Genomic DNA, 25,063 nt, shown 5'->3' with positions numbered 1-25,063 from the left:
GACATTTTCCGATGACCCAGGCCAATGAAATGTCTAGATTCAGCCCCACAGCGCAATGGGAAGTAGCACCAGCCACAAAAAAAGCGGGCGGCACTCAAAGGAGCACCGCCCGCCACGTAAAGCAATGAACCGAGAAAAGCCTACTGAGCCTCGTGGTGACGGCGCGGCTGGCGCTTCTCGCCATTCTCGCCGCCGTTGTTGGTGCGAGAGGAGCCCTCGCCACGGTCGCCGGGGTGACGACGCGCGCGGGGACGGCGCTCGCCGGAGCGCTCGGAACGCTCGTGACCGTTGCCCTCGTCGTGGCCGTTGTGGCCGGAGCCGGCAGGAGCCTCGGGTTTGTCGAGGCGGTCGAGGGAAATCTTGCCCTTCTCATCGACCTCGAGGACCTTCACGCGGACCTCGTCACCAATGTTGAGCACGTCCTCGACCTTGTCGACGCGACCCTTGGCAACGCGGGAGATGTGGAGCAGGCCGTCCTTGCCGGGCAGCAGCTCGACGAAGGCGCCGAAGGGCTGGATGCCCACGACGCGACCGGTGTACTCCTCCCCCACCTCGGGGACCTTGACAATGGCCTTGATGCGCTCGGCAGCAGCCTCGCCCGCACCGTTGGTGCCAGCAATGAAGACGGTACCGTCCTCCTGGATGTCGACGGTGGCGCCAGTGTCCTCCTGGATGCCACGGATAACCTTGCCGCCGGAGCCGATGACGTCGCGGATCTTGTCCGTGGGGATCTGGAGGCTGATGATCTGGGGAGCGGTGTCCTTGGCGTGCTCGCGAGGTGCGGGGATCTGCTCGAGCATCTTGTCGAGGATGAACATGCGGCCCTCGTGAGCCTGCATGAGCGCCTTGCGCAGGATCTCGGGCGTGAGGCCGGTGGCCTTGTTGTCCATCTGCATGGCGGTGATGCCCTTGGTGGTGCCCGTCACCTTGAAGTCCATGTCGCCGAGGAAGTCCTCGAGACCCTGGATGTCGGTGAGGACAACGGTCTTGCCCTCCTCCTGGATGAGGCCCATGGCAACGCCGGAGACCGGGCGCTTGATGGGCACGCCGGCATCCATGAGCGCCAGCGTGGAACCGCAGGTGGAAGCCATCGAGCTGGAGCCGTTGGACTCCATGACCTCGGAGACCACGCGGATGGTGTAGGGGAACTCCTCCTCGGAGGGAATCACAGGAAGCAGCGCGCGCTCGGCCAGCGCACCGTGGCCAATCTCGCGGCGCTTAGGGCTGCCCATGCGGCCGGTCTCGCCCGTGCAGTAGGGCGGGAAGTTGTAGTGGTGGATGTAGCGCTTGCCATCGACGGGCTCGATGGTGTCAAGGCGCTGCCACTCGTTGAGCATGCCGAGGGTGCAGATGGAGAGCACCTGGGTCTGGCCACGCTGGAAGAGACCGGAGCCGTGGACCAGGGGCAGGTAGTCGGGCTTGACCATGATCGGGCGAATCTCGGTGGGCGTACGGCCGTCGACGCGCTCGCCGGTCTCAACGACCATCTTGCGCATGGCGTGCTTCTCGAGGCCCTTGAGCTCGACGGCGATGGCGCGGCTCCACTGAGCCTGCTCGTCCTCGGTGAACTCGGCCTTGATGGACTCCTTGAGGGCCTCGACCTTGCCCATGCGGGAGAGCTTGTCGGCGTCCTTGAGGGCGGCGCTCATCTCGTCAAAGTGCGCGAAGATGCGGTCGTGGACCTCGGGGATGGGCTCGTCGAGGACGTACTCCTTCTTGACGATGGGGCCGTTGGCCTCCTCCCACTTGGCGAAGAACTTCTTCTCCTCCTCGCAGAAGGCGGCAATGGCCTCCTGGCCAAACGCCATGGCGGCGAGCATGTCCTCCTCGCTAATCTCCTTAGCGCCAGCCTCGAGCATGGAGATGAACGTGGACGAACCGGCAAGCTCAAGGTCGAGGTCGGAGGTGTCGCGCTCCTCGTAGGTGGGGTTCACGAGGAACTCGCCCGTCTCGGGGTTGCGACCAATGCGCACGCAGGCAAGCGGTCCCTCGAAGGGCACGCCGCCGACGGTGAGGGCTGCAGAGGCGCCCATCACGCAGATGGTGTCGACGGAGTGGATCTGGTCTGCCACGAGCGGGGTGGCAACAACCTGCACCTCGTTGCGGAAGCCGTCGGGGAAGGACGGGCGCAGCGGGCGGTCGATCATGCGGGCCGTGAGGGTGGCCTTCTCGGAGGGCCTGGCCTCACGCTTGAGGTATCCGCCGGGGATGCGGCCCACGGCGTACATCTTCTCGATGAAGTCGACCGTCAGGGGGAAGAAGTCGTAGTCCTTGCGCTCCTTCGAGACCACGGCGGTCACGAGGACGGTGGAGTCCCCGCACTTCACCAGGCAGGCGCCCGTGGCCTGCTTTGCGAGCTCGCCCGCCTCGAGAGCGTAGTGCTTTCCGTAGAGGTCGAACTCGTGTGTAACCTTTGTCATACGTTTCCTCTTATCTCCGCCTGCCCCATTGCAGACGGGCCGTCTTGCGGGCCCCCGCACCACGCGCGGGGACGATAAAAGCGTGTGCGACGCATCGCACGCCCGCGGCGCGCCCTCGCTTCTCTCGGGCGCACAAGCAAGGGGCGCCCGCAGGCGCCCCCTTAGAACACTTACTGGATGTTGTCGCGGATGCCGAGGCTCTTAATGAGGGAACGATACTCCTCGATGTCCTGAGCCTTGATGTAGGAAAGCAGGCGACGACGCTTACCGACGAGCATGAGCAGGCCGCGACGAGTGTGGAAGTCCTTCTTGTGGCTCTTCATGTGCTCGGTGAGGCCCTTGATGCGCTCCGTGAGCAGGGCAACCTGGACGGCTGCGGAGCCGGAGTCCTTCTCGTCCTTGCCGTACTGCTTGATGAGCTCGGCCTTGCGCTCCTTGGTGACTGCCATGTGGAACCCCTTTCGTTCTTTGGATACGCCCCGGACCGGGACGGTCGCCAGGCAGTTGGCGGGCCGCTAGGTGCGGGGTAATGACCTAGGTATGATAGCACGCACTTCGCAGCGGCGGTCGTGCCCACACAATCGCCGCATACGAGGTGCGTGAAGCTACCGACTAGTAGCTATAGACCCTGGTCCCCGAGGGAATGTTCTGGTTAATCCAGTACGCGTTGTTGATGTCGAGACGGACGCAGCCATGCGAGGCCGGGACACCAAGCGTTCCATCCATCACCGTACGAGAGCCCTCATAGTACAGAACGGAGTGGAACAGGTAGTTTCCATAGAACTGGGTCCAGTAGTAGCAGGTGAAGCCTTGTCCAAAGCTATAGCCGCGAGAACCAATGTAGTAGGTGCCGCGGACCGTAGGCGTCGATGCCTTTCCGGGCGAGCAAACCCACTTGTAGATGGCGCACCAATCGCCGTTGACCCACTTGAAGACCCATGTCGTGCAGTTCGAGTTGTCAATGAGGAGAAGGTAGTTAGTTGGGCTGCCCACGGACCTGGCAATATTCACGGCAGAACTGGCTTCCCAGGAGTAGCACAGCCAAGCGCCATCCGGGTCAAAGTAACTCCCAGCAGCAAACCCGGTTGCCATCTTCCCGGTTGATGGGTCGAGGTAGTACGACTTCCCACCCCAGTTGAGCCAGCCCGTCTGCATGGCGCCGTAGCCATTGAAGTAGTACCAGGAACCGTTGATGCTTGCCCAACCGGTTGCTTCGGCACCGGAGTCATACGCATAATGCCAGGATCCACCAGAGGTGAACCAGCCAGACTTGTGGACATCGGCAGAGAAGCTCGGCTGCGTGCCGTTGGGATACTTCACGTCAAGGTAGACCTCATAGGCCGTAGAGCTGGAGTTGAGGGTGTCACGCGAGAAGCTCACCGAAGTCGTGCTCGACCAATCCTGAAGCGTGCCGGAGGCGGAGCCGTCGGCGGAGGCCCAGCGGAAGCGGTAGAGCGCGCCGGGGACCTCGTGGCCCTCGAAGAGGTCGGTCGAGGCCGTCCAGCCGGAGGCGGCGGAGCCGGAGGCGGAGACCCCCGTCACGCCCCAGGCCACGACCTGCGCCGAGGCGGTGCGCCTCTCGCCGCGCGCGGAGACGGCGTCCACGTAGAGGGTGTAGCGGCCGGGCGTCCCGAGGGCCCCCTTGTGGGAGGCCTCGTCCGTGTCGGAGCCCTCGTCGAGCTCCGTGGAGCCCCAGTCGCCCTCGGCCCAGGAGCCGTCGCGCTGCCAGACGTAGTTGTACCTGAGGCCGGAGGCGTCGCCGGAGACAACCGGCGCGCAGGTGACCTCGTCGCCGGCCACGACCTCCGCCGGCGTGGCGGTGACGCCGTCGAGCGACCAGGAGTCGTCGTAGGCCTCGACCTCGGAGGACATGGTGCGCTTCTGCCCGGAGCGGTCGGTGACGTCCACGTAGACCACGTAGCGGCCGGGGCGGTAGAAGGAGAGGGTGCCGGTGGCGTCTGCGGTCGGCTTGCCCTCGTCCTTCACCGTGGAGCCCCAGAGGTCCCAGCCTCCCCCGTAGGACCACACGTAGTTGTACTCGGCGCCGTCGAGGTCGCCGGAGGTGACGGGCGTCACCGTCACGGGCTCGTCGACCCTGGCGCGCGGGGAGGAGACCTCTACGCCGGTGAAGGACCACTCGGGCGAGGCGACCTCGAGCGTCGCGGACATGGTACGCTTCTCGCCAGCACGGTCGGTCACGTCGACGTACACGGTGTAGGAGCCGGCGCGGGAGACCTCGGAGGCGAGGGTCGCGGAGGAGTCGGGCGTGCCGGAGCCCTCGGAGAGCACGGTGGAGCCCCACTCGCCCTCCGCCCAGGAGCCGTTGCGCTGCCACACGTAGTTGTACGTGGCGCCCCCGAGGTCGCCGGTCACCAGCGGGGTGACCGTCACGGGCTCGCCGGAGGTGACGCTGGAGGAGGAGAGCTCGACGCCGGAGAACGACCACTCGGGCGAGGCCACCTCGAAGTCGGCGGACATGGTGCGCTTCTGGCCCGAGCGGTCGGTGACGTCGACGTAGATCGTGTAGGTGCCGGGGCGGGAGACCTCGGAGGAGAGGGTCGCGGAGGAGTCGGGCGTGCCGGAGCCGCCCGAGAGCACGGTGGAGCCCCACTCGCCCTCCGCCCAGGAGCCGTCCCGCTGCCAGACGTAGTTGTACTCGGCGCCGCCGAGGTCGCCCGAGGTGACGGGTGTCACGGTGACGGCCTCGCCGGAGGTCACGCTGGAGGCCGAGAGGCTCACGCCGGTGAAGGACCACTCGGGCGGGGCCACCTCGAGCGTCGCGGACATCGTCCTCTTCTCGCCCGCGCGGTCGGTCACGTCCACGTAGACCGTGTAGGCGCCCGGCTTGGTCAGCGTCAGCGTCCCCGTGGCCTCATTGGTGCCCCTCCCGGTGTCCCTGACGGTGGAGCCCCAGAGGTCCCAGCCGCCCCCGTAGGACCACACGTAGTTGTACTCGGCGCCGCCGAGGTCGCCGGTGACCTGCGGGGTGACCGTCACGGCCTCGCCGGAGGTGACGCTGGAGGAGGAGAGCTCGACGCCGGAGAACTCCCATATAGGCTTGGTCGCATCAGCGCTTTCGGATACCGAAGCCTCTTTTCCCGACGCGTCTACAGAATCAGCTGCAAGCGCCATGGAAGGAACCGCAAGCACACAGGTCAAGATGACTGCAAAGACAAGTAGCGCGTTCTTGCATCTCGCCGCAGATCTCATTGGGGCTACCTCCGGGGTCACAAATGGCCAGACATCGAGCTGAACGAAAGTATAAGCACTCAAACCTGCATAATTTCTCAACAATCGCGTTGATGACGTGAGTGGCAGCATCGTCCTTGTTCCTTACAGAGCAAGCATGAACTCAAACGCTTTTAGACGTGCGTCAAGGTGTGTGGCCGCCCACATGTGGGCACACCCCACAAGCCAAAGCGCGCACTCGGCGCTAACGTCTGCGGCAAGGAGCTGGTCAAAGGTCAAGCCGATAAGCGCGCGCATCCAGGCAAGCTGAGACGGCGAGACGGGCTCTGCCCCTGGGACCTCGCGTGCGCAGCTCTCGCAGAGGGCGCCACCGGCCGCTGCGGAGAACCACAGCGGGGATGGGTCCCCACAGGCAATGCAATGGTCAAGCTCTGGCCGCCAGCCTTCATGCGCCAGCACCTTAAACACGTAAGCGGCAACGGAGAGGTCGAGGTGCGCCTGGTCAGCCGCCTCTTCCAACGCCCTAAGCGCTCGAGACAGTAGCGGATAGACGAAGGGGTCCTCAGCGTCCTCGAAAGAGGTGAGGCGCGCCACCTCACAGGCGGCCGAGGCGGCGCTCACACGCTCCAGGTCCCCGCGCAGCCGCTCGTGCGGGTCCACAAGGGTTGCCTCGGAGACGATGTCGAGGTTTCTCCCCGAGGCCAGAAGGAGGTCCGTCTCGGAGAAGAGCTCCACACGCGCCGCCAGACGACCGCCGGGCTTGCGGGCACCCTTGGCGACGGCCCGCGCCCGGGCGCCATCGGCCGTGAGCAGCGTCACGATGAGATCTTGCTCGCCCAGCTTTACGTGGTCGAGCACAATGCCGCGCGTGCGGTGGGTACGCCGGCCGGGCATGGGTGGCCTGCTCCCCTAGTCCTCGGCGCTGTAGCCAAGGCGGCGGATCTCGTTGGCATCACGGCGCCACTGGGGCTGGACGCGCACGGAGAGATCCAGGTAGACCTTGCAGCCAAGCAGGCGCTCGATGTCGCGGCGCGCCTCGGTGCCCACGAGCTTGATCATGGAGCCGCCCTTGCCCACCACGATGCCCTTCTGGCCCTCGCGCTCGACGAGCACCGTCGCCGTGACGGAGGCGTGGCCGTCCTTGGCGTACTCGATGTCGTCGCAGATAACGCCAATCGAGTGCGGCACCTCCTGGCGAAGGTTGAGGAAGAGCTTCTCGCGCACGAACTCCGCCACGAGGTCCTCTGGCGTGGCGTCGGTGTCCATGTCATCCGGGAACCACTTGGGGCCCTCGGGCAGATGCGACGAGACGAGCTTGACGAATGCGTCCACGTTGAAGCCCTCGCGCGCAGAGATGACCAGCTCGTCGTCGAAGTGCGCAAGCTCGCGGGCGGCAGCAAGCTGCGAGGTGACCTGCTCGGGCGTCGCCTTGTCGGCCTTGGTGATCACCAGGAGCTTGAAGTCTGCCTCGGAGCCGTCGACGTGGCGCGCCACCCAGGCATCGCCCGTGCCCACCGGCTTGGTCGCGTCGACGAGAAAGGCGACCACGTCCGCATCGGCGAGCTCGGCCAGGGCAGCCTGGTTGAGCTCCTTGCCAAGGCTGTCCTGGGGCTTGTGGAGACCCGGCGTGTCGATGATAACGAGCTGCGAGTTGGGCGTGTTCACCACGGCGCGAAGACGCTTGCGCGTGGTCTGCGCCACGGGGCTCGTGATGGCGACCTTCTCGCCCATGCAGGCGTTGACCAGTGTCGACTTGCCCACGTTGGGCCTGCCGACAAGTGCCACGAAGCCGCTCCTGAAAGGCGTGTTGCTGTCGTTGTTGTTTTCCACGTGCTGCTCCTCAATGAGACAAAGGGAGTTTCTATTTGTCTCATTCTAGAAAAAGATTGCGTTTGCAAAGACGATGATGCCCACCGCAGCCACGAGCACCGAGAGTATCCAGACCGCAGCTGCTGCAATGTCTTTGGCGCGGCCGGCAAGCGGGTGGAACTCGGGAGACACCAGGTCGACCACGGTCTCGACCGCCGTGTTGAGAAGCTCCGCCGAGATAACCACCCCGCAGCACACAAGCACAATCGCCCAGCTCAGGGGGTCGAGACCAACCAAAAAGCCAGCCACGATGGCGCCGATGCCACCGCCGATCATCACCTTGATGTTTCGCTCGGTGCGCACCGCCGTCCTGAAGCCCTGGATGGCGAAGAGGAAGCTCTTGCGAAACGACGGATGGTCGTTGTTCGACCCGGGAATCACTCGTCTACCCCCTCGCGGTGCCTGGTGAGCGTGACGGGTCGCGTGGTGCCGTCATGCGGGAGCAGGGCGAGAAGGGCATCTTCGCGCGCCTCCATGACCTCAGCCTCATCGTCCTCAAGGTGGTCGTAGCCAAGAAGGTGCAGGGTTCCGTGCACAAGAAGCAGGCGGAACTCGTCTGCCGCCGTAGTTCCAAAGCGCGTTGCCTGACGAGCAATGTAGTCTGGGGCAAGGACGATGTCGCCGAGCTCGCAGGGCTCGCCGGGAGCAAGGTCCGGGTCATCCGGGCGCTCGCACTCAAGCGAGATGACGTCGGTTGCCACGTCACGCCCGCGCCACTCGACATTGAGCTCGCGGATGCGCTCATCGCCCACGATGGAGACGGAGACCAGGCAGTCGCGGTCTACGCCTTCCTCCGCAAGCACGCGGTCGAGGTCGGAGCGAATCTCGTCCTCGCTAATGGGCGCGTCCATGCCCTCCTCAGCAGTGATGTCATACTCGTTTGCCATGGTTGGCCCCCTTTCCAGCCGCCTTTGTACCACGCTCGGCCGCTGCGCGGTCGTATGCGTCCACAATGCGGGCTACCAGGGCGTTTCTCACTATGTCATTGCGATCGAGGTCCACAAACTCGATACCGTCGATCCCCGCGAGTACCTCGCGCGCCTGGTCAAGACCGCCCGGGCCCACCAGGTCGCGCTGCGTGGCGTCGCCCGTGACCACGAACTTGGACGAGAAGCCCATGCGGGTGAGGAACATCTTCATCTGCTGGGGTGTGGTGTTCTGCGCCTCGTCCAGGATTACGAAGGCGTCGCTAAACGTGCGCCCGCGCATAAAGGCGAGAGGAGCGATCTCGATGGTGCCCTGCTCCATGTAGGTGGCGACCTTCTCGGCGTCTGCCATGTCGAGAAGGGCGTCGTAGAGCGGCCGCACGTAGGGGTCGAGCTTCTCCTCGAGCGTGCCAGGGAGAAAGCCCAGAGACTCCCCCGCCTCAACAACAGGTCTTGTGAGCACGATGCGACTCACCTCGTGGCGCTTGAGGGCAGCAACCGCCATTGCCATGGCCAGGTAGGTCTTGCCCGTGCCGGCCGGCCCCACGCCAAAGGTGATGGAGTTCGAACGTATGGCCTCCACGTAACGACGCTGCCCTGCGGTCTTTGGCCGCACGGGGCGCCCATGATGGCTGAGAATGACGTCGCCTGCATGCCCGCGGTCGTGGCGCACGCCGTGCGTTACCTGACCAAGAAGGATGTCGACCTCATCGGAGGTGGGGATCTCCCCTCCCTCGACTGCCTTGATGAGCTGCGAGAAGACGGAGGTTACCTGCTCGACCTGATCTGCCGGGCCAACAATGAGCACCTGGTTGCCGCGCACCACGACCATGGCGTCGTCAAACGCGCTCTCGATGCGGCGCAGATGGCTGTCGGCCGGGCCCATGAGGGCCGTGGGGTCAACAGTATCGGGTATCGTGAGGCGGACGCGGGTGGGTTCCATGCTCCTCCGGGCTAGACGCAGGCGAACGTGCAGACAGTCAAGCGCGGCACGCAGCGCTAGGGTGCGCGGCCGCAGAAACCAATCATAGCCAAACGGATGGCTCGGGGCACGTCACAGGGTGCGTTCCTCCTGCGAGCACACATGGCCCAGAAGGGTGGTCCCGTCAGGCGAGACACCCGTTAGGCGCACGGGGACGATGGCATCAATGGGAGCCTCGGCATCTAGCGTGACATCGAAGAGCCCACCGGAGACTCCGCGGAACGGCGCCTGCACGCAGACGAGGTCTTCCATGCCAACAAGACGAGCAGCCTCCTGTGCGCGCAGCTCATGGGCAAGCTCGCGGGCACGGGCGCTTCTCTCGGCCATCACATGGGGGTCTACCTGGCCTTCTTCGGTGGCGGCCGGCGTACCCGGGCGCTTGGAGTACCTAAAGACGTGCATGCGCGAGAAGCCCATCTCGCGGCAGAACGTGAGCGACTGCTCAAACTCCTCGTCCGTCTCGCCCGGGAATCCCACGATGAGGTCTGTCCCCAGGGACGCCTGGGGCAGAAGCTCGTGGGCGCGCTCGACGGCGGAGCGGAAGAAAGCAGTGTCATAGGCGCGCGCCATGCGCCCAAGCGTTGCATCACAGCCAGACTGCAGGCAGATGTGCAGGAAGGGCGCAATGCGGCCGCTGGATGCTGCCATAGTCGAGAGGAGCTCGTCGGTGACGTCGGGCGGCTCGATGGAAGAGAGCCTTATGCGGCCCACAGGCGTGGTCTCAAGCAGCCAGGCGAGAAGCCCGGGAAGCCCAACCTCACGGCCATCTGGCAGCTGGGAGCGATATACGCCCAGGTTGATGCCCGTGAGCACGACCTCGCTGGCTTTGCGCTCGAGCGAGCGGAGCACAAGCTCGCGCACTCGAGCGGCGTCCACGGAGCGAGAAGCCCCTCTCGCCTTCCACACGATGCAGTAGGTGCAGCGGTTGTCGCAGCCGTCTTGGATCTTGATGCCGGGACGCGTGCGACCAGTGGGCGTGGGGGTTGAGGCCGACGATGCCGAGGCGCCGCCGAGAAGCTCGCCATCATCCCCCACCGCCAGCGCTCCTGCACCCAGCCCCTCGAGGACCGTGGCGGGCACGCGCGACTTGTCCCGCTCGACCGTCACGTTGGGCGCAAGGGCGGAAAGCTCGTCGGCAAAGAGGTTTGCCACGCATCCGGTGGCCACCACGAGCGGGGCCTGGGGCAATGACGCTGCATGGCGCACGGCCTTCCTAGCCTTTGCCTCGGCCTCAGCCGTCACGGCACAGGTGTTGATGACCACCGCCTGGGCCTCTTCCTCGGGCGAGACCGCAAGGCCGGCGCGGGTAAGCTCGTCGGCAATGAGGTCCGTCTCGACGCGATTGACGCGGCAGCCAAGGTTCACGTAGGCAACGGAGGGGAGGCCAGCGTGGGCGCTCTGCTCACCGGCAGCGCCCGCAGCTCCACGCCGCACGGAGTGAGAGGGCCCGGCGCTCACCTGCGACCGCCCCTGCCGCGGGAGCGCGACTTGCGCTTGGCGTCCTTGAAGGGGTTCTTGGGTGCGGTCCAGCGCTCGCCGGCAAGGTGCTCGGCTTCCTCGTCCCTGGCGGGAGAGTCGCCCTCCTCGTCGGCGAGCGTCTCGCCCTCGGAGGCGTTGCCCTCCTCGCCAAGCGTGCGCTCCGCGACAATGCCTGCGATGTCGAGCAGCTGGCGCTTGTCGAGGTCGGTAGGGACAACCACCTGCACCACGGCAATCAGGCTGCCGCGAGAGATCATGCCCTGGCGCGGCATACCGCGGCGCTCCACCTTGATCTGCTGGCCGTACTGGCAGCCCGCGGGAATCTCGACCTTAACGCGCTCGCCCCTCATGATGCCGTCGACCGTCACTGTGGTGCCCACGATTGCCTGGAGCGCGTCCACGCGCACGGTGGTGTAGAGGTCGTCGCCCTGGCGCTCGAAGCGCTCGTCCTGCGCGACCTCGATGCTCACAACGAGGTCACCAGAGGTATCGCCGCGCACGCCCGCCTCGCCCTTGCCGGCTATGCGGATGGTCTGACCCGAGTGGACGCCGGCAGGCACCTTGACCTCGACGGTCTCACGCGAGGGGGTGCGACCCTGGCCCTCGCAGGTCTCGCAGGGTTTGTCGACAACCTTGCCTGATCCGTGGCACACGGGGCAGGTTGTCTGGGTCTGCATCTGGCCAAAGATGGTGCGCTGGACCTCGATGACGCGGCCGGTGCCGTGGCAGCGGTCACAGGTGCGCTCATGGCCACCCTCGGCGACGCCGGTGCCGCCACAGTCATCGCAGGGGGCAAGGCGATCGTAGGCGAGCGTCTTGGTGACGCCAGCTGCAGCCTCGGCGAGGGTGACCGTAAGGCGGATGCCCATGTCACGACCGCGCGTGCGAGCAGCACGCCCGCCAGCACTGCCAGAGGCGCCGCCACCGAAGAACGAGTCGAAGATGTCATCGATGCCAAAGCCCGAGCCGTTGAAGATATCGGACATATCGACGTAGTCGGAGCCAAAGCCTGCGGGGCCGTTCTCATCGCCATAGCGGTCGTAGTTTGCGCGCTTGCGCTCGTCGGAGAGAACGGAGTAAGCCTGGTTGACCTCCTTGAACTTCTCCTCTGCGTTGGGGTCGTCCGAAACGTCGGGATGGAGCACCCGTGCCTTCTTGAGAAACGCCCGCTTTATCGTCTTTGCGTCCGCGTCACGAGGCACGCCAAGGACCTCGTAGTAGTCCTTCTTCGATTCCACTCTCACCAAACTCCCGAAATCGCCCCGACCCCACGGGGCCAACCTGCAGACAAGGCGCCGCCATAGCGGCACGTACAAGGGTCTTCTCTACCCAAAGGCACGCCAAGCGAACGCGAGAAAAGCCAGGCGCACTTCGATGTTTGAGCTACCAAACGTAGCCGTAGTACCTCACGCCGGGCCCAGCAGCCGTGCACGAGAACATCGAGACCATGAGCAGCGCCAGGATGAGGCCTGTTGCAGCGCCGTTGCCAAGGGAGCCGAGCGCATTTCTCCACCAGCGCGAGTTGCTCTTGAGGCCACCGCCGCGCACCACGAACGCAATGCCCACCGCGGCAATCACGATGATGAACGCGAGAAGCCCGGTGAGCGTGCCCGAGAGCGCACCAAAGACTAGGAACGGCAGGTCGAAGCCGAGAATCTGGAAGCCGTTCGCCTGGTATGGGTTAAGGCGCTCCTCAGGGACTACAACTCTGCAGACAAAGTCACCGGCGGCCGAGCCGTTTGTCCCGGCGTTACCCATGCCCTTCACGCGAACGAGGTCGCCGTCGTGGGAGCCAGCAGGAACGTTGACCACAACCTCGCTTGCCGTAAGCACGCGACCCGAGCCGCCACATGCGTCGCAGGGGTCCGCGACAACGCGACCGGTGCCCTCGCACTCGGGGCACTCCATATCCATGACGCCAAAGCCAAAGAGGCCGGTAAGGTCAACGGAGATGCGACCCGTTCCGTGGCAGGTCGGGCAGGTCTCGGAGTGCTCTGCCTGGACGGAGCCCTTGCCGTGGCACACCTCGCACGCGGCGTAGCGCTGGTAGGTGACGCCACGGCTGACACCCTTCTCGGCGGTTGCCGCATCGAGCGTGAGGTCAAAGACGACGTCCGCACCAACGCGCGGATTGTAGGAACGAGAGCGCCCGCGGGTCGAGGTGCGGCGCGTATATCCGTTGGAGCCAAAGGGGAAGCCCCAGCCGAAGGGGTCTCCGCCGCCGTAGCCGCCGGCATACGGAGAGCCGGCCGAGCCAGTTGCGCCGGCAAACGGAGAGCCAGAACGCATGGCGTCGTAGCGGGAGCGCTTCTCGGGGTCAGAGAGGACGGCGTAGGCCTCCGAGACCTCCTTGAACTTCTCCTCTGCGTCCGGCGCCTTGTTGACGTCGGGGTGAAGCTTGCGAGCCTTCTGCTGAAAGGCCTTGCGAATGTCCTCTGTGGAGGCGTCCTTCTCGACGCCGAGAATGGCGTAATAATCCTTGTCGTTCATCGAAGCCATGCGAAGTCTCCTGCCGATGCTTGGGGCGGGCCCTCCATGGGTCCGACTTCGCACGATTGTAGCCGGAAGGCAGCAATTCTATACAGCGTGCCTCCCAGCCCAACGCATTTACCACGTGAGACAAAGGGACAGTCCCTTTGTCTCATCGCTGCGACGCGGCCGAGAGGTCGATGCCGATGGGACGATAGGTCACGCCGCACTCGTCGAGAACATGCTTGGAGATGAGGTTGTCCTCGGTGCCTTCGTACTTGTCGTCCAGGTAGACGACCTCGCCGATACCCGCCTGAACAAGGGTCTTCGCGCACTCGTGGCACGGGAAGAGCGTCACGTAGACGGTGGCATGGGCCATGTCCTTGAGCGAGCCGCGGTAGTTGAGAATGGCGTTGGCCTCAGCATGGATGACGTAGCTGTGCTTGTCATGGAGCGGGTCGTTCGAGGTACCCCAGGGGAAATCCGCGTCGGCAAGGGCGGACGGCGTGCCGTTGTAGCCCACAGAAAGGATCCTATGGTTGGTGTCAGCGATGCAGGCTCCCACCTGCGTGTTGGGGTCCTTGCTCCTCAGGCTTGCCGCAATGGCAACTCGCATGAAGAACTCGTCCCACGAGATGACATCGGTGCGCTCACCAGCCATGTTCTCCCCTTCCTGACCCGTCTCCCGCTGAGGCGCATGTCTGCGCAGCTGCAGCTAGCATGCCGCGCGCGCCGCAACAAATCAAGATGTTTCGCGCCCATCCGTGATGTGACAGGGCAAACGTAGTTGCCGCCCGTGCGATGCCGAAGGGCGCGTCTCATACGGGGTTGCTGCTGCAACGGCCCCTCCGGCGCCGTTTTGGCGCCGGGGCGCGCGTCTCGTACGGGATTCCGTCGGAAACCCTCGCTCGGGCGGCATTTTCTCGCCCGAAGGCGGGTTTTGGTAGCGAGTGGAGGTGCGGGAATCGCAGCAGGTGGCAAGGCTACGTGCTTCGCCTCGTGGCCGTCCCGGTGTCGCCCGCAAGGTCCCACAGCTCCCCATAAAGCTCGTTGCCGAGAAGCCAGCCCTTCTGGGTGGGCGCAAGGGCATCGTCGAGGTATCCCTCCCGTACAAGGCGGTCGAGCGTCTTGTCAACACATGGGCCGAGAAGCTCGCGCGCATAGGTACCAAGCCCAGCGTCAAGCCCACAGGCGAGGCGAGCACCCAGCATGAGGTCCTCGGCGACAGCCTGCCGCTCAGTCAGGAACTCCTCCTCGAACGCCAAAGACGAAAGGGTGGCACCCCTTGCAACCTCTTCTCGACCAGAGACGACCTTGAGACGCGCACGAGCCATACCCTCTGGTAGAGGTCCAAGCTGAGGGCAAGCCTCAAGAAGCCTCTTGTAACCCTCTGCCGTAAGCATTGATGCGGCACCGGTTCCCAATCCAAGGTATGGCCGTCCGGTCCAGTACATCTTGTTGTGGCTGCATTCCTTCTCGGGCAGGCGAGCGTAGCTCGCCACCTCGTACCTGCGGAACCCATAACTCTCAAGTACAGATTGAGCCTGTTCCATACGCGACGCTTGCGTATCCGGAGAGTTCCATAAGGGCTGCTCGTCTCCAACCCTCCGCGCAAGCGCCGTGTCGTCTTCGATCTGGAGGGGGTAGACGCTCACGTGTCCTACACCCAGAGACGCCACACCCTCAAGCGTTGCCTGCCATGAGTCGGCCGTCTGGAGGGGGATGGCGCACATGAGGTCGCACGAGACGTCCAGCCCGCTCGCGACTGCCACAGAGACACGCTCGCGTGCGCGCGCCGCGTCATGAAGCCTGCCCAGCTCGGATAGCTCGGCGTCGCACAGGCTCTGCACCCCGATTGAGAGCCTTGTGCAGCCAGCCGCCGCAACATCGCTTAGCACGGCGTCCGACAGCGAATCCGGATTGGCCTCGCAGGTGAGCTCGCAAACCCTCGGCGCGCATCTCGTAACGCAGCGGACGAGCCCACCTAGCGCCTCTCCCAGAAACGTGGGCGTGCCACCGCCTATGTAGGCAGTCTCGCACTCTGCGAGAAGCCCAAGGTGAGAGACCTCCTCAACCTGCCTCTCCAGTGCCTCGGCATAGTGCCTAGACAGCGCATCCCCACGCGCTGTAGCCCACGAGGCAAAATCGCAGTATGCGCACTTCCTTGCACAGAAGGGGATGTGCAGGTACAGGGCATCCGCGCCGCTTGCAGAAAGGCGAGCCCGCCACTCGGACCCAATGCCACCCGAACCGCTACTCGGCATCGCAAAGCATCCGCTCTGCCTCGTCGGCAACGGCTAGGTAGTCCTCAAGGGTGAGGCAGGTGACGGCCATGCCACGCAGGCGGGCCGCCTCCGGCATGCCACGCAAGTACCATCCGGCAAGGCTCCGGGCCCGCTTGAGGTTCGCTCCCGTAGCGGAAAGTAGCCGCACGTGGCACCGGAACGCAGCGATCTTCTCGCGCGCGTCATGCGGCGCAGGGCTCTCGCCCAAATGCAGCGCCACCGCATCGCGGAAAATCCAGGGGTTACCATAGCTCCCGCGGGCAACCATGACGGCGGAGGCACCGGTCTCCGCAAGCATGCGTGCCCCCGCCTGGGCAGACGAGACGTCGCCAGACCCAATGACCGGCACGCTCACCGCCTTGACCACGCGGCTCACGCACCCCCAGTCCGCCTCGCCATGATAGAGCTGGTTGGCAAAGCGCCCGTGGACGGCGATTGCCGAGGCGCCAGCGGCCTCCATTGCCCTGGCGAACTCAGGCGCCACCTCCTCGCCCATGCGCCTGCCACGGCGAATCTTCACCGTCAACGGCACCTGTGCACCAGAGCCCTCGATGCATGCCTGCACAAGCGAGGCCGCAAGCTCTGGGTTGTCGAGCAGCGCAGACCCCTCCCCCTTTTTGGTCACCTTGGGTACGGGGCAGGCCATGTTGATGTCGATAAGGGCAAGACGGTTTCCCAGGCGCTCACAAACGCTTGCCGCAGCCTCTCGGAAGAGCTCGGGCTTGGAGCCAAACAACTGCACCGCGATGTCCGGTTCCGTCTCCGCAGGCTCGACGAGCTCCCAGGTCTTCTCGCCACCGTAATGAAGCCCCGCACAGGAGACCATCTCGGTGTAGGCAAGGCCAGCACCGCCAGCACGGGCCATGGTGCGATACGCGGCGTCAGAGACGCCCGCCATGGGAGCCATGAGGAAAGGGTTAAGTCTGAACCTTGACTTGAGATTAAGCCTATCTGTTTGCGCTGGCAGAGCAGCTGGTGCGGCAAGCAGTCCCGCAGCCGGCCCCCATTCAGCCAGGACTTGGGAAGGCGTCATTCGTCGTCCACCTTGAGGACGGCAAGGAAGGCCTCCTGAGGCACCTCGACGGAGCCGATGGACTTCATGCGCTTCTTGCCCTCCTTCTGCTTCTCGAGGAGCTTGCGCTTGCGCGAGATGTCACCGCCGTAGCACTTGGCGAGAACATCCTTGCGCACTGCCTTCACCGTGGAGCGGGCAATGATCTTGTTGCCGATTGCCCCCTGGATGGGAACCTCAAACTGCTGGCGCGGGATGATCTCCTTGAGCTTGTCGCAGAGGCTCCTGGCCATGTCGTAGGCACGGTCACGCGGAACGATGAACGAAAGTGCGTCCACCTCCTCGCCAGCAAGAAGGATGTCCAGCTTCACGAGGTCGCTCGTGCGGTAGTCGCCAATCTCGTAGTCAAGCGAGGCGTAACCCTTGGTACGGCTCTTGAGCTGGTCAAAGAAGTCGAGGATGAGCTCTGCCAGCGGAATGTCAAAGTGAATCTCTACGGACTTCTCCGAGAGGTAGACCATGTCGCTGGTCTCGCCGCGGTGATCAATTACCAGCTGCATCACGGCGCCCATGAAGTCTGGGGGCACGATGACCTTGGCCTTGAGGTAGGGCTCCTCAATGTGATCGATGCGGGTGACGTCGGGCAGGTCCTGCGGGCTTGTAATGTCAACCATCTCGCCGTCAGTCTTGTAGACGTGGTAGTCGACCGAGGGGGACGTGGCGATAAGGTCGAGGCCAAACTCGCGCTCGAGGCGTTCCTTCACGACCTCCATGTGGAGAAGGCCAAGGAATCCCACGCGAAAGCCAAAGCCCAGGGCAACGCTCGTCTCGGGAGTCCAGATAAGCGAGGGGTCGTTCACCTTGAGCTTCTCGAGCGCATCGCGCAGGTTCTCGTACTGCTTGTTGTCGATGGGGAAAAGCCCCGTGAAGACCATGGGCTTTGCCTCGTGGTAGCCCGGACAGGCCTCCGCGCAGGGACGGTCCTCGTAGGTGATAGTGTCGCCCGTCTTCACAAGGGCCGGGTCCTTGAGGCCTGTCACCACATAGCCCACCTCGCCCACGCCAAGCTCGTCCAGCGGGGTCTCGAGGGGGCGCTTGCAGCCCACGCCGTCGCAGAGGAAGGTGTCGCCAAGCGCCATCATGCGCAGGTGGTCGCCCTTCTTGATGCTGCCATCAAAGACGCGCACCGTGGCCACGACACCGCGGTACTCATCGAAATATGAATCCAGGATCAGGGCCTTGAGCGGCGCCTTTGCGTCTCCCTTGGGCGGCGAGACAAGATAGACGATGGCCTCGAGAAGGTCGTGGATGCCCTCGCCGGTCTTGCCCGAGACGAGCACGGCGTCGTCGGCGGGGATGGCAAGGTCCTCCTCGATCTCTTTCTTAACCTCCTCGGGGTGCGCCGAGGGAAGGTCGATCTTGTTGATTGCGGGAACGATGTCCAGGTTGGCGTTCATCGCCAGGGTGGCGTTGGAGACGGTCTGGGCCTCCACGCCCTGGGTTGCGTCAACCACCAGGACGGCACCCTCGCAGGCGGCGAGCGAGCGCGACACCTCGTACGTGAAATCCACGTGCCCCGGGGTGTCGATGAGGTTGAACTGGTAGGACTCCCCGTCGTCGGCGTCGTAGACCACGCGCACGGCGTTCGACTTGATGGTGATGCCGCGCTCGCGCTCGATGTCCATGGTGTCGAGGAGTTGGTCGGCCATGTCGCGCTCGTCCACCGTGTGCGTGAGCTCCAGGATGCGGTCCGAGATGGTCGACTTGCCATGGTCTATGTGCGCAACAATTGAGAAGTTGCGGATGTGTGAGGTGTCTGTCGTCTTCATGCGAGACATAATAGCGCATGCCCCGTGCGTCTTGCCTGCGTCAATGCGTATATGAAAATTGCTCGTGGAAAATTCGAAGCGGGCACATCGGGGCAAATAGATGGTTCCATGGGCGTTTGCTCTGCTATACTGCTCTAGTTGACCTCGCCGTGTCTGGTGCGGAACCCCCACTTCCCACCTACCTAGTTCTTAAGAGGCCTCTAGGAACAAGATTTTTGAAAGGATCCGCACCGTGGCAAACATCAAGTCTCAGAAGAAGCGCATCATCACCGCCGAGAAGGCCCGTATGCGTAACAGGGCCGTCCGCTCCGAGCTGAAGACCTACGTCAAGAAGGTTCACGCCGCCGTCGAGGCTGGCGACGTTGATGCCGCCCAGGCTGCCGCAAACGCCGCCTGCAAGAAGCTCGACAGGGCTGCCGCCAAGGGCATCATCCACAAGAACCAGGCCGCCGACCGCAAGTCCGGCGTCCAGAAGCTTGTCAACTCCATGAAGTAGAGTTGCCTCTCTCTGAGATGAACTGAACTTTGGGAGCCCGACCATGCGCCGGGCTCTTTCTTTTGCCGACAAGGGGACCGGACGCCCTGGCGGGAACCACGAGCTCTCTACCGGGCAGCACCACAGATAGTCGCGATAAGCGAGAGGAACGCGGAATCCGAGTCTGCCGACCCCTTGAGGGCTCGCTCGCAAGACGCGCAGGCCGCAAGGTCACGCTCCAGCTCGCCTGGAGCAAAGCGACGAGCCCAGCGCACGTAATTCCTCACCTGCCAGTCCTGCTTGCCAAGCGCCCATGCAACGCCACTACCCTCACCGCGGGCGTCAAGCGCCCGTGCGCATATGAGCTCGCGGATACGAATGGTCACAAGGGTGAGGAGCCCCACCTGCGAAGATCCCCTGAGAAGCGCGTAGAGCTCCAAGGAACGGCAGGCATCCTTCTCGCTCAGGCGATCGAGAAACTCCCACGGCTTGACCTCCGCCACGCGAGCGACGCTAGCCTCGACGTCCGCAAGAGTCACCTGGCCCTGCCCTCCCTTGAGCGCCGAAAGCGTGCGCAGTTGCGTATCGAGCATGGTGGTCGACTCCCCCACGCGATCCACGAGCGCACGGGCGGCATCCTGGTCGATGGCAAGACCATGCGAGCGCGCCAGCTTCTGCACGTAACCGGGGAGGTCCCTTCTCGTTGCCGGCGTGCAGTCGATGACCGCCTTAGGGCCAACCTTCGCAACCGCCTTGTAGAGACGCGTCGACTTTGCCAGCGTGGTTGCCGAGAGAAGCAGCGTGCAGGCGGGATTGGGGTCCTTCAGGTACGCAACGAGGGCTTCTGAGACGGGCTTGGGAAGCTTGTCTGCAGGGTTGATGATCACGATGCGGGGCGAGTTGCCCACGGGCATCGTGTTGAGGGACGAGATGACGCTGGTTGGGTCGGTGTCTGCCGTAGGCACAATCTCGTCCAGGTTGAAGGCAGCCAGACCCTCGTCCAGGTAGCCCTTGAGGCGCGTGATTGCGCTCTTGCGCTTGAGCTCGTCCGCACCAACCACCAGATATGCTGGCAGCAGCTTTGCCGTCTTTGCCATGCATTCCCTCCATCATGTTGACCTCCCTACTTTGCCACAAACCGGACCACCTCACAGGCCAGATGCCAGAGCCGCCGCGCCCCCACCGGGCGTTCGCTCCGCAGAGACAACAGGGCCCCTTGCGCCGGGCCTCACCGTGACCGGTCCCACGTCTTTGGTACAGAGAAAGACCGAGCCTGCAGCCTCCAGCACATCCACGCACTCCTTTCGCGGGTGACCGTACTTGTTGCCCTCTCCGGCGCTTGCAACGGAGGCCTCTGGGTCGAGAAGCGCGGCCTCGTCCGCCGTGAGAGATACTTCAGAGCCGTGGTGCCCCACCTTGAGGAAGTCGATGTCCCCCACATCGCCACGCGCCAGGCAGGCAGCCGTCTCGTCCTTCTCGGCGTCTCCTGTGAGAAGGGCTGAGAGCTCGTCGCCGTTGTGCTCGTAGGAGACCGCCAGCATCAGAGAGTCCGCGTTGTCGCCGCCGTCGACAGGCTCGGTTGGCGAGACAACGCGTAGCGAGAACGATCCGGCACGAATGGTGTCCCCATAAGAAATCTCCTCTGCCTCATGCCCCGAGAGCCGGCTGACGCTTGCAGAGAGCTCCGCAGGGATCTTCTCCGCAACACCTTTGGCCACAAGCACCCGCTCACAGGCTACGCGGCCAACAAGGTCATCCATGCCTCCCACGTGATCGTCATGAAGGTGCGTAAGGACAATCGCGTCCAGGTGGATGACCCCCTGCCGCGTCAGCGCCAGCGAAATCGCCTCGTCTGGGCCCGTGTCCACAAGCACTGCCGCGCTCCCATCAGCCACGAGAATGGCGTCGCCCTGTCCCACGTCGAACACGCAAACCCTTGCAGGTTGCAGGAGGCGAAGCCCCAGCAGGAGGGCGACGGCTCCGCAGGCAAGAACCGCAGCGAAACGAACGAGGAGACGTCGCCGCGGTACAGGCCAAACCACGTAGAGTGCCACGCATGCGCCACAGAGAACTGCGAGCATGGGGGCTGCACTTGCCTCCATGGTCAGACAGGCCAAGGGGAGCCTGGCCAGGGTGGAAAGCACCTTGCAGAACGCCTGTGAGACGCCCTCTGCCGCAGCGAGCACCGGGGACTGTAAGGCAGGCAGAGGCGTAAGCACAGCCGCCCCCAACCCAAAGGAGACGAGGCCTGCGAAGAGCGGGGCCAGCACCAGGTTTGCAATTGGCGCGATGAGCGACACCTCGCCAAACGTCGGACAGGTCAGCGGTAGCGTGAAGAGCTGAGCCACCAGAGAGACGCCCAAAGCGTCACAGGCATTGGAGCGCAAACGCCCTAGGCCGTGCGCCAAAGCAAGCGAGCGCCCACCAGAATGCCTCGGCAATCGCGTGAGCACGTCAAGCGCATAGCTGGCATAGCTCCCAAAGAGGCAGATTCCTACCACGGAGGCAACCGAGAGGAGAAACCCCAGCTGTCCCGAAACGTAGGGATCGAGAAGGGCCATGGCGAAGGCAGCCGCACATGTGGAGGAGAGAGCATGGGACCTTCTCCCCACAAGAGAGCCGCCAAACGAGACGCAGCTCATTATGCCAGCGCGCACGGCGGACGCAGGTGCCCCGCAGAAGACGATAAAGAGCACAATCACACCCAGGGCGAGAGAGCCCCGCACGCCTGGTCCCAGCCTCGTCTTGCCGAGCAACGCCGCAAGGGCTCCGGAAAGAATCGCCAGGTGTCCCCCAGACACTGCCACCAAGTGGGAGGCGCCGCAGGTCGCAAATACGCCATCCAGCCCGCGAGAGCGTATCGGCGCCCGGTCGCCGCAGACGCTTCCGGCAAGCACCGCCGCCCCGTCAGACTCGTCTGGCGAGAAGGACGCGAGCACCGCCTTTCTCGCGCGAAGCACGAAGCCGAGCGGGCCATCCGCCTCGCGCGAGGCAATCACATGCACGACTGACACCGTGCCCGCAAGCCCCTGCATGCGCGATGAGACGCCCCTTTCGTCATCGCCGTTTGGCTTGAATCGACCCACGCACGAGACCACGGAGCCACACTCGAGGCGGCTTGGGGAACTGAGCCAGACGGTACCAACGTTGGCACCGTTCTCGCCATACACGCCCGCTCGACCCCACCAGCCACGACCTCCCTCTGCCATGTCACCCTCGACCTCGAGGCTCCACGCCGAGACAGGTGACGTCGAAAGCGCCTCTGCTGCCGAGGTTACACGCGCGAGCGCGAGCCACCCCAGGAGCGCACCGGCGAGGCCAGCTGCAAGGACAAACAATGCCGCGACCGGCACGTGATGCTTGTCTCGACCACGGTCTCTCCGCTTTCTGAAGAGCATCGTGATGATAACCGCCGCCAGACAGAGGCTCGCCGCTACTCCCGTCGGCGTCACAAGCAGGTCAAACGATGGCGACATCCCATGGCGCAGGACAGCGCGCTCTGCCAGGATGACCGCCGCAAGGCACCAGAGCGTCACGGGGATAGCTGGCCGCGTGGGCATGCGAGTAGCGCTTGAGTCAGGCACGCGCGAGACGCTTGCGACACGCGTGGCCCCCTCCTCTCCCTCACACACGGATCTTGTCCTTGAGCTTGGCGAACTTCTTCTCTCCTATGCCCGAGACGCGCATGAGGTCTTCGATGCTCGCGAACGCCCCATTGGCCTCTCGGTCACGAACGATCTCCGCTGCAGTTGCCTCGCCAACTCCGGGAAGCGTCGTAAGTTCGGCTGCCGTCGCAGTGTTGATGTTCACGATGCCATCTGAACTTGCAGCGGAGGTCTCAGTAGAGGGCATCGTTCCCAATGAGGGTGAGGCGCCTCCCGTGCCTGCATCCTCTTCCCCTATGGCAGGCACGTGGACCTTCTGACCATCGGAGAGCGGCTCCGCAAGGTTTACGCGAGAAGTGTCTGCGCCATCCGCAAGCCCACCAGCCGCCTCAACCGCATCGTTCATGCGTAGCGATTCGCCTTGTAGCTGATAGACGCCTGGATTGGCGACCATGCCGTCAACGTGCACCACCACAACGGGAGGGCCATTGGAGGGTGCTTCTTCCGCGGCGTCCTTCTCGCCTTGAGCCGAGGCCTCGTCAGTCGCGCTTTCCGCAGCGGGGGCGGCCTCCCCACGCTCAATGGAAAATGAGGGCGTGGGCTGGCCAGACAATAGGCGCACACAGGCAAGCGTCACAAAGAGACCGACAAGAACAAGCCCAGCGGCAACAGCCTTCGAAACAGGAGAGAGGCCAACCCTTCTCCCCAACTCACGTGCTTTTCTCCGAACACTAGCGCCCACGCCGCCGCGCCTTGTAGAAACCTGTGCCATAACGGCCACCCCCCTATTCCAATGATGGAGGCGTGATTGTGCTGGCAGGCTGCCTATTTAAGAAAGTCCTGCAGGCTTCTGACAGGACACAGGCACACGTCTGACGGATTTCATTGTTACTGCATGAATATTGGGGTGAGCCCTGGTTGATTCCTGTTATCTGAAGGCGCCGTTCACAGCGCTTGCGCAGGCGTGAGCGGTCGAGAACCACCACAGTACAAAAGGGGTGGTTTGGCGCGTCCTCTGGCGTACAACGATGTCCTCGACCAACGTCCCTTTCTCCTGCGAGACACACGTGGACGTCTGGGTGGCAACGGAAACTTCCCCTCAGGCGAGAACTTGGTGCCGTAGGGCGCGTTATCGCAGCGATCCCGTACGGGACGGGCCTTCGGGCGTCGCCCTGGCGCCGTAGGGCGCGTTACCGCAGCAACCACGTACAAAAATGCCGCTTCGGCGCCAAATTCTCGCCGAAGCGGCATTTCTTGCAGAGAAGCACGTCGTCACTCGGTGGGCGCGTCATCCCTCGGCTCAAGCGATGAGTGGTGCGCGCGCAGCGGCCCCTTGGGCGCATGGTAGCTCGGGCACTGCGGGAAGTCCTCGTACTCGACGGAAGCCACCAGCGCGTTCACCATGGCCTCGTGGTCAAAGAGCTCCCAGGCGTCGAGAACCTCGCGCATGCGCGCGTGTGTCTCCGGGCGGCGGGGCATAAACAGCGTGCAGCAGTCGGGCGCCGTCTGGGACGAGATATCGTAGGTCCCAAGCTCTTGCGCGCGACGAATAATCTCCTGCTTGTCAGAACCAATGAGCGGCCGCAGCACGGGAATGGTAACGGCCTGGTTCACCGCCGCAATATTGTCGAGCGTCTGCGACGCCACCTGGCCCAAAGACTCGCCGGTCACGATGGCCTTTGCACCCTCGAGCTGCGCGATCCTCTCGGATACCTGGTACATGACGCGTCGGTACATGATGATGCGCAGGCTCTGAGGCACCACCAGGGAGATCTGCCGCTGATACTCGCCAAAGGGCACCACGTACATGCGGCCCACCACGCCAGACGGCGCCAGCGCATCAACAATATCGCGGCACAGGTACTCGCTGGTGTCCGACGTCATGGGCCTGCCCGAGAAGTGCACGGGGATGCAGGTGGCGCCACGACGGCCCACCATCCACGTGGCCACCGGCGAGTCGAAGCCGCTCGAGAGGAGCGTCACAACCTTGCCGGCCGTTCCTACGGGAAGCCCGCCCACACCCGGCATGGACGCGGCGTAGACGAAGGTCGACCCCTGCACCACGTGCACCACCACGGTGACGTCGGGGTCGTGCATCTGCACGAGCTTGTCGGGGAAGGCCTCGCAGAGTGCAGACCCCACAATGTGGTTCATGTCGATGCTGTGCACCGGGTACGTGGTGGAGCTGCGGCGTGCATGCACCTTGAAGGTGGAGAAGTCCCCCGCCTCACGAAGCGCACGAATGGCAGCTGCGTTGTACTCGCCCTCGTCAAGCCCGCACTTGTAGGCAAGCGAGACGCGAGCGACGCCGGGCACCTTGGCAATGGCATGCGCCATCTCCGGCGTTGCCATGCGGTCCTCGGACTCGACCACAATGTAGCCGGAGATGCGCTGAATGTTGGCGATGGGAAACGCCTTGAGCGCACGGTGTAAATTGGTCACGAGCTGGTTCTCGAAGGTGGAGCGGTTCTTTCCCTTGAGGCCAATCTCGTGGTAGTGGACCAGGCAGAGTCTCTCGGTCAT

20 protein-coding genes are annotated in these 25,063 nt (G+C 64.1%); 1 reads left to right on the top strand and 19 read right to left on the bottom strand.

The window, feature by feature from the left end; all coding sequences use genetic code 11:
- Nucleotides 1-140 precede the first annotated feature (140 nt).
- The 15 genes from BT122_RS03580 to lepA form a co-directional block, all read right to left on the bottom strand.
- Entirely contained in the window at nucleotides 141-2,420 is a 2,280-nt protein-coding gene (locus tag BT122_RS03580; protein WP_059054227.1) for a polyribonucleotide nucleotidyltransferase, read from the bottom strand.
- 170 nt (nucleotides 2,421-2,590) lie between these two features.
- A complete protein-coding gene (gene rpsO, locus BT122_RS03575; RefSeq protein ID WP_032111731.1) occupies nucleotides 2,591-2,869 on the bottom strand; it encodes a 30S ribosomal protein S15 in 279 nt (92 codons plus the stop codon).
- A 163-nt stretch (nucleotides 2,870-3,032) separates the two neighbouring features.
- The gene (locus BT122_RS11315; RefSeq protein ID WP_072354641.1) at nucleotides 3,033-5,630 is read right to left on the bottom strand and encodes a L,D-transpeptidase; all 2,598 of its coding nucleotides are present in this window, start codon (nucleotides 5,628-5,630) and stop codon (nucleotides 3,033-3,035) included.
- Nucleotides 5,631-5,753: 123 nt separating this feature from the next.
- A complete protein-coding gene (gene recO / locus BT122_RS03565; protein WP_072354640.1) occupies nucleotides 5,754-6,503 on the bottom strand; it encodes a DNA repair protein RecO in 750 nt (249 codons plus the stop codon).
- 15 nt (nucleotides 6,504-6,518) lie between these two features.
- Nucleotides 6,519-7,439, bottom strand: coding sequence for a GTPase Era (gene era / locus BT122_RS03560; RefSeq protein WP_072354639.1), 921 nt, complete (start codon nucleotides 7,437-7,439; stop codon nucleotides 6,519-6,521).
- Nucleotides 7,440-7,484: 45 nt separating this feature from the next.
- Entirely contained in the window at nucleotides 7,485-7,859 is a 375-nt protein-coding gene (locus BT122_RS03555; protein ID WP_072354638.1) for a diacylglycerol kinase family protein, read from the bottom strand.
- Entirely contained in the window at nucleotides 7,856-8,365 is a 510-nt protein-coding gene (gene ybeY / locus BT122_RS03550; RefSeq protein WP_072354637.1) for an rRNA maturation RNase YbeY, read from the bottom strand. Before ybeY ends, BT122_RS03555 begins: the two co-directional genes overlap by 4 nt.
- Nucleotides 8,349-9,347: a PhoH family protein gene (locus BT122_RS03545; protein WP_072354636.1), complete on the bottom strand. Its 999-nt coding sequence runs from the start codon at nucleotides 9,345-9,347 to the stop codon at nucleotides 8,349-8,351. The genes ybeY and BT122_RS03545 overlap by 17 nt, the downstream gene beginning before the upstream one ends.
- Before the next feature lie 111 nt (nucleotides 9,348-9,458).
- Nucleotides 9,459-10,844: a MiaB/RimO family radical SAM methylthiotransferase gene (locus tag BT122_RS03540; protein ID WP_286130299.1), complete on the bottom strand. Its 1,386-nt coding sequence runs from the start codon at nucleotides 10,842-10,844 to the stop codon at nucleotides 9,459-9,461.
- Nucleotides 10,841-12,103: a molecular chaperone DnaJ gene (dnaJ, locus tag BT122_RS03535; protein ID WP_072354635.1), complete on the bottom strand. Its 1,263-nt coding sequence runs from the start codon at nucleotides 12,101-12,103 to the stop codon at nucleotides 10,841-10,843. The genes BT122_RS03540 and dnaJ overlap by 4 nt, the downstream gene beginning before the upstream one ends.
- A 145-nt stretch (nucleotides 12,104-12,248) precedes the next feature.
- Nucleotides 12,249-13,364 (bottom strand): DnaJ domain-containing protein, encoded by a 1,116-nt coding sequence (locus BT122_RS03530; protein WP_072354634.1) that lies wholly within the window; start codon nucleotides 13,362-13,364, stop codon nucleotides 12,249-12,251.
- A 142-nt stretch (nucleotides 13,365-13,506) separates the two neighbouring features.
- Complete coding sequence (locus BT122_RS03525; RefSeq protein ID WP_059054210.1) at nucleotides 13,507-13,995, bottom strand: deoxycytidylate deaminase; 489 nt, start codon at nucleotides 13,993-13,995, stop codon at nucleotides 13,507-13,509.
- 322 nt (nucleotides 13,996-14,317) lie between these two features.
- On the bottom strand, nucleotides 14,318-15,598 hold the full coding sequence (locus tag BT122_RS03520; RefSeq protein WP_083432289.1) for a coproporphyrinogen-III oxidase family protein: 1,281 nt from the start codon (nucleotides 15,596-15,598) through the stop codon (nucleotides 14,318-14,320).
- Nucleotides 15,588-16,526, bottom strand: a complete 939-nt coding sequence (locus BT122_RS03515; RefSeq protein ID WP_286130298.1) for a tRNA dihydrouridine synthase — start codon at nucleotides 16,524-16,526, stop codon at nucleotides 15,588-15,590. Before BT122_RS03515 ends, BT122_RS03520 begins: the two co-directional genes overlap by 11 nt.
- 122 nt (nucleotides 16,527-16,648) lie before the next feature.
- Complete coding sequence (gene lepA / locus BT122_RS03510; protein WP_072354632.1) at nucleotides 16,649-18,460, bottom strand: translation elongation factor 4; 1,812 nt, start codon at nucleotides 18,458-18,460, stop codon at nucleotides 16,649-16,651.
- Between the two features lie 232 nt (nucleotides 18,461-18,692).
- Between lepA and rpsT the strand changes: the two genes are divergently transcribed.
- Nucleotides 18,693-18,956: a 30S ribosomal protein S20 gene (gene rpsT / locus BT122_RS03505; RefSeq protein ID WP_059054204.1), complete on the top strand. Its 264-nt coding sequence runs from the start codon at nucleotides 18,693-18,695 to the stop codon at nucleotides 18,954-18,956.
- 107 nt (nucleotides 18,957-19,063) lie between these two features.
- On the opposite strand, the gene holA is transcribed toward rpsT, so the two are convergent.
- The 4 genes from holA to thiI all read right to left on the bottom strand — a co-directional run bounded on the left by holA (nucleotide 19,064) and on the right by thiI (nucleotide 25,063).
- Nucleotides 19,064-20,032, bottom strand: a complete 969-nt coding sequence (gene holA / locus BT122_RS03500) for a DNA polymerase III subunit delta (RefSeq protein WP_072354631.1) — start codon at nucleotides 20,030-20,032, stop codon at nucleotides 19,064-19,066.
- A 51-nt stretch (nucleotides 20,033-20,083) separates the two neighbouring features.
- The gene (locus BT122_RS03495) at nucleotides 20,084-22,495 is read right to left on the bottom strand and encodes a ComEC/Rec2 family competence protein (RefSeq protein WP_177242187.1); all 2,412 of its coding nucleotides are present in this window, start codon (nucleotides 22,493-22,495) and stop codon (nucleotides 20,084-20,086) included.
- Nucleotides 22,496-22,559: 64 nt separating this feature from the next.
- Nucleotides 22,560-23,312, bottom strand: a complete 753-nt coding sequence (locus tag BT122_RS03490) for a helix-hairpin-helix domain-containing protein (RefSeq protein ID WP_072354630.1) — start codon at nucleotides 23,310-23,312, stop codon at nucleotides 22,560-22,562.
- A 500-nt stretch (nucleotides 23,313-23,812) separates the two neighbouring features.
- Nucleotides 23,813-25,063 (bottom strand): tRNA uracil 4-sulfurtransferase ThiI, encoded by a 1,251-nt coding sequence (thiI, locus tag BT122_RS03485; RefSeq protein WP_072354629.1) that lies wholly within the window; start codon nucleotides 25,061-25,063, stop codon nucleotides 23,813-23,815.

Origin of the sequence: Olsenella sp. kh2p3, from assembly GCA_900119625.1 — a bacterium.
Taxonomy (GTDB): domain Bacteria; phylum Actinomycetota; class Coriobacteriia; order Coriobacteriales; family Atopobiaceae; genus Tractidigestivibacter.
The sequence above is the reverse complement of the archived record's forward strand: the minus strand, read 5'-3'. Positions and strand labels throughout refer to the sequence as shown.

What these genes read in the sequence shown, in the direction of transcription:
- BT122_RS03490 (WP_072354630.1), bottom strand. Translation starts at nt 23,312, where the DNA reads ATGGCACAGGTTTCTACAAGGCGCGGCGGCGTGGGCGCTAGTGTTCGG.
- BT122_RS03495 (WP_177242187.1), bottom strand. Translation starts at nt 22,495, where the DNA reads ATGCCCACGCGGCCAGCTATCCCCGTGACGCTCTGGTGCCTTGCGGCG.
- BT122_RS03580 (WP_059054227.1), bottom strand. Translation starts at nt 2,420, where the DNA reads ATGACAAAGGTTACACACGAGTTCGACCTCTACGGAAAGCACTACGCT.
- BT122_RS03515 (WP_286130298.1), bottom strand. Translation starts at nt 16,526, where the DNA reads ATGGCTCCCATGGCGGGCGTCTCTGACGCCGCGTATCGCACCATGGCC.
- lepA (WP_072354632.1), bottom strand. Translation starts at nt 18,460, where the DNA reads ATGAAGACGACAGACACCTCACACATCCGCAACTTCTCAATTGTTGCG.
- BT122_RS03530 (WP_072354634.1), bottom strand. Translation starts at nt 13,364, where the DNA reads ATGGCTTCGATGAACGACAAGGATTATTACGCCATTCTCGGCGTCGAG.
- recO (WP_072354640.1), bottom strand. Translation starts at nt 6,503, where the DNA reads ATGCCCGGCCGGCGTACCCACCGCACGCGCGGCATTGTGCTCGACCAC.
- BT122_RS03545 (WP_072354636.1), bottom strand. Translation starts at nt 9,347, where the DNA reads ATGGAACCCACCCGCGTCCGCCTCACGATACCCGATACTGTTGACCCC.
- holA (WP_072354631.1), bottom strand. Translation starts at nt 20,032, where the DNA reads ATGGCAAAGACGGCAAAGCTGCTGCCAGCATATCTGGTGGTTGGTGCG.
- BT122_RS03525 (WP_059054210.1), bottom strand. Translation starts at nt 13,995, where the DNA reads ATGGCTGGTGAGCGCACCGATGTCATCTCGTGGGACGAGTTCTTCATG.
- BT122_RS03520 (WP_083432289.1), bottom strand. Translation starts at nt 15,598, where the DNA reads ATGCCGAGTAGCGGTTCGGGTGGCATTGGGTCCGAGTGGCGGGCTCGC.
- rpsO (WP_032111731.1), bottom strand. Translation starts at nt 2,869, where the DNA reads ATGGCAGTCACCAAGGAGCGCAAGGCCGAGCTCATCAAGCAGTACGGC.
- BT122_RS11315 (WP_072354641.1), bottom strand. Translation starts at nt 5,630, where the DNA reads ATGAGATCTGCGGCGAGATGCAAGAACGCGCTACTTGTCTTTGCAGTC.
- ybeY (WP_072354637.1), bottom strand. Translation starts at nt 8,365, where the DNA reads ATGGCAAACGAGTATGACATCACTGCTGAGGAGGGCATGGACGCGCCC.
- thiI (WP_072354629.1), bottom strand. Translation starts at nt 25,063, where the DNA reads ATGACCGAGAGACTCTGCCTGGTCCACTACCACGAGATTGGCCTCAAG.